Annotated in this window: 3 protein-coding genes; all 3 read right to left on the bottom strand. The window is 66.0% G+C overall.

Annotated elements, in window-relative coordinates; genetic code table 11:
- Positions 1-220 precede the first annotated feature (220 nt).
- Positions 221-2,074 carry a methyl-accepting chemotaxis protein gene (locus VGL40_08345; protein ID HEY3315265.1) on the bottom strand — a complete coding sequence of 618 codons (1,854 nt, stop codon included), beginning with the start codon at positions 2,072-2,074 and terminating at the stop codon, positions 221-223.
- Positions 2,075-2,394: 320 nt separating this feature from the next.
- Positions 2,395-3,453, bottom strand: a complete 1,059-nt coding sequence (locus tag VGL40_08340; protein HEY3315264.1) for a phosphotransacetylase family protein — start codon at positions 3,451-3,453, stop codon at positions 2,395-2,397.
- A gap of 47 nt (positions 3,454-3,500) precedes the next feature.
- Positions 3,501-3,788, bottom strand: a 288-nt coding sequence (locus VGL40_08335; GenBank protein ID HEY3315263.1) for an acetate--CoA ligase family protein, incomplete at its 5' end; no start/stop codon positions are given.

The following is a 3,788-nucleotide window of genomic DNA, read 5'->3' as shown; positions in this document are numbered from 1 at the left end:
GTCGTCGTCCAGGGCGGCGGGCCCGAGGCCGGCGGGCTCGACGGGGCCCTCGCTAAGGCCCGAACGCTGATCGCCGGGATTTGAGGGGCTGACGACTTAAGCACCAGCAAGAAACAAGGGGCGGGATTCCTCCCGCCCCTCGCTGTTTTTCTGCCCCCGCAACCGGCAGGTCACGCCGTCGTTCTGGGCCGTCGGCGTGGCCTCGGGCGACGCCCGGCCTTCAGACCCTGAACTTGGCCACCAGGTTCTGCAATTCCTGAGCCAGGTTGGCCAGAGACTGCGTGGAAGCGACCATCTCCTCCACTGAGGCGTTCATCTCCTCGGTGGAAGCCGAGACCTCTTCGGAGGCGGCCGCGTTCTCCTGGGCCACGGCGGCCGTCTTCCCCACCGTCTCGCTCACCGCGGCGCTCGAGGCCGACATCTCCTCGGTGGCCGCCGTGTTCTCCTCGACCACGCTGGCCACCGAGTCAACCGCCTTGACCACGGCTTGGCTGGAGGCCGAGACCTGCTGCGTGGCGGCCGAGATGCCCTCGACCTTATCCATCGTCCTCCTGGCCGTTTCGATGATCCGGCTGAGGGACTCCCCGGCCTGGCGGGCCAGTCCGGCTCCCTCGTCGACCTCGGTGGTGCTGTGGCCCATGGCCCTGACGGCGGCTTCGGTGCTCCGCTGGATGTTGCCGATCAGGTCGGCGATCTCCTTGGTCGCCCGTTGTGACCTCTCGGCCAGCTTTCTGACCTCCTCGGCGACGACCGCGAAGCCCTTCCCGGCCTCGCCGGCCCTGGCCGCCTCGATGGCCGCGTTGAGGGCCAGGAGGTTGGTCTGGGCGGCGATCTCGTCGATCACCTGGACGATCTGGTCGATCTGGGCCGAGTAGCGCCCGAGCTCGTTGAGGACTCCGGCCGCCTCGTCGACCTTGGCCTTGATCTTGTCCATCCCTTCGACGGCCGTTCTGACGGAATGCCCGCCCTCGTCGGCCGCGGTCGACATGACCTCGGCGGCGGCAGTGATGTCCTCGATAGCCTTGGCTACCTGGGCGACCATCGACGAGGCCTCGCTGATCCCCCGGGCCTGTTCCTGAGCCCCGCGGGCGATCTGGTCGATGGCCCCCTTGAGCTGCTCGACCGATCCGGCCGTATCCCCAAGGTTCTTCGACTGCTCCTGGGCCCCGCCGGCGATACCGGTGACGGCCTGGGTCACCTGGGTGACCGCCTGCCCGACCTGGTTGGACGTGGCCGCCAACTCCTCGCTGGTGGCCGCGACCTGCTCGGCGGCCTTGTTGACCCCGCCGATCATCTCCCGCATCCGCTGGACCATGATGTTGAAGGCCTTGGCCATCTCGGCGATTTCGTCACCCGAACGGGCGGCCAGTTCCTCGACGGTCAAGTCGCCCTCGGCAATGCGTCCGGCAGTCTTGGCGGCGGCCGTCACCGGGACGACGATGGATCGGGTGATGAAGGCTCCGACGGTCAGCCCGGCGGCGGCGGCGATGACGGTCACCATGATGATGACCGTCCGGGCCCGCTGTTCGGTCGACTCGACGCCCTTGCCGGCCGCTTCAGCCTCTTTCTTGTATTCCTCGACCAGCTTCTCCAGGTTAGTCAAGCCGGCCTCGTAGATCTTCTGACCACTGTCCTCCGAAAGGCGGACGGCCTCGGCCGTCTTCTTGGCCCGGACAGCCGAGTCGACGCTCTCGTGGACTCCAAGGTAGGATTGCCACTGCGTCTTAAAGGCCTGGAGTAGCTTAGCCTCGTCGGCCGAAGCCTTCTCCTCGAGTTTCTTGACGCCTCCGTCGACCCGGGACCTCCGATCGGTCAGTTCCTTTTCCAGGGCGTCGGTGCCCACCCCTCCCAGCTGGACCAGCCGCAACTCGGCCTGCCTGAACTCGGCGAAAGCCAGCGACACGTCGTCGGCAGCCCCGACCCCGGGGAGGGAGTCCTCGACAAGTGCCCCGGTCAGAGTGCTGACACTTCCGAAATCGATCACCGCCAGCAGGCCGAGAGCGATCATGGCGGCCAGGACGAGCAGGTAACCTCCGATGATCTTCGTTCCGACCCTGAGTCTGATTTTGGACACAAGACCACCTCCGTGTGTCTGGAACCAGTTCCCAGGCCGACCGGAATCCTGGGCTTGGGCCTCGACTCTCACACACGGGGGCATCGGTGTGGTGAGCGCTTCGTGGGCTCGGTTCAGGCCTTGCCTCTCTCCTGGTAATCCATATATCGGCGGTTAGGGGAAAGTTTTACAGGGGTTTTTTGTCAGGACAGGCCCCCGGCCAAGCACGGGCCCGGTCACCTCTGGGCGCCGCCCAAAGGGGTGCCACGCAAAGCGGCCACCCCGAGCGGGGCGGCCGCGTCCTCTTGCCTCACCTGTGACTTCAGTTCCCCCGGCCTTCGTTACTCGGCGTCCAGGCGACGGATGATCTCCTCCGCGTTGCAGCTGTTCAGGAAGGACTCGCCGGCGATCCGAATGGCCTTCCGATCGGTCGGCTTGATCTTCCGTGATACCTGTTGGAGCCGCTCGACGGTCCGATAGGTGTCATAGTGGACGAGGATGATCGGAATCCGCTTCTCCTCGGCCCTGGCGATAACCCGGACGTCGGGGTACAGCCCGCCGGTCAGGACGAGGCACGATGTGCCCGTCTCCAAAGCGGCCAGGGCCAGGTCGGCCCGGTCGCCGCCGGTGATGACGGCCTTGTTGACCGACCGGCGAAGGTAGGTGAAGGCCGACTCGGTGGTCATCGCCCCCACCAGGACCTCCTCGACCAGGAGGTCGAGGCGGTCTCCCGCGGTGAGGACCTCGCCGCCGAGGGCCTCGACGAACTCGGCCACCGTCGGGGCGGCGATCTCGATCCGCTTGGGGATCACCCCAAGGATGTCGAAACCCAACTCCTCCATGATCGGCACGTAGATCCCCTTGACCTTGTCCAGCCAGGGCCGGGAGACGTTGTTGAAGATCGTCCCGATGACCTTCAGCCCGCGATCGGACACGTATTGGTTGTAAGAGATGGCCGTGTCGAGGCTGTAGTCGTTCTCGATCCGGTCGACCATGAGCACCTTGGCCCCGATGGCCTTGGCGATGGTCGGCGCGTCGAGGCCCAGGGAGACCATGACCGACGGGGAAGTGATCCCCTCGACGATGACCGCGTCGGCCCCGGAGGCGATGTCCTTGAAGGCGGCGACCACGGTGTCGAGGTGCTCCCGGGTCCGGCGGTAACGAGTCAGGTAGTGCGGGCTCGAGTTGAAGAGGACGATCTTCTCGACCGGCTGGGACATCCCCAGGACGTCCTTCATCAGGACGGCGTCCTCGTCTTCCGCCCGGTCCGGCCCGGGGGCCACGCCGACCGGTTTGAAGTAGGCGACCTTCCGCCCTTTCTCCCGAAGGCTCATGGCCAGAGCCAGACAAACAGCGGTCTTGCCGCTGCCCATGGTCCCCATCACATAGAGGGTCTTCACACCAAGCCACCTTCTCTTGTTCCCCTGCGCGGCCGTTCCGGACGCGGTCAGGCGATGGTTATCTTGACGTCAAGGGCGGTGACCCCGTCGGTCTGGGAGCCCTTCTCATAGGCGAAAAGTGGGTTGATATCGATGTCGGTGATTTCCGGGAAATCCCGGGCCAACTGGGCCACGCGGGCCAGGGCATCGATGAGGGCCGGCAGGTCGGCCGGCTTCGCCCCGCGGTAACCGCGCAGCAGCGTGTTGGCCTTGGTCTCGCCGACCATGGCCTCGATCTCGTTCCGGGTCAGCCCCTCGACCAGCCGGAAGGAGACGTCCTTGAGGAGGTTGACGTA

Source organism: Bacillota bacterium, from assembly GCA_036504675.1.
Lineage (GTDB): Bacteria > Bacillota > Sulfobacillia > JAJYWN01 > JAJZPE01 > DASXUT01.
The sequence above is the reverse complement of the archived record's forward strand: the minus strand, read 5'-3'. Positions and strand labels throughout refer to the sequence as shown.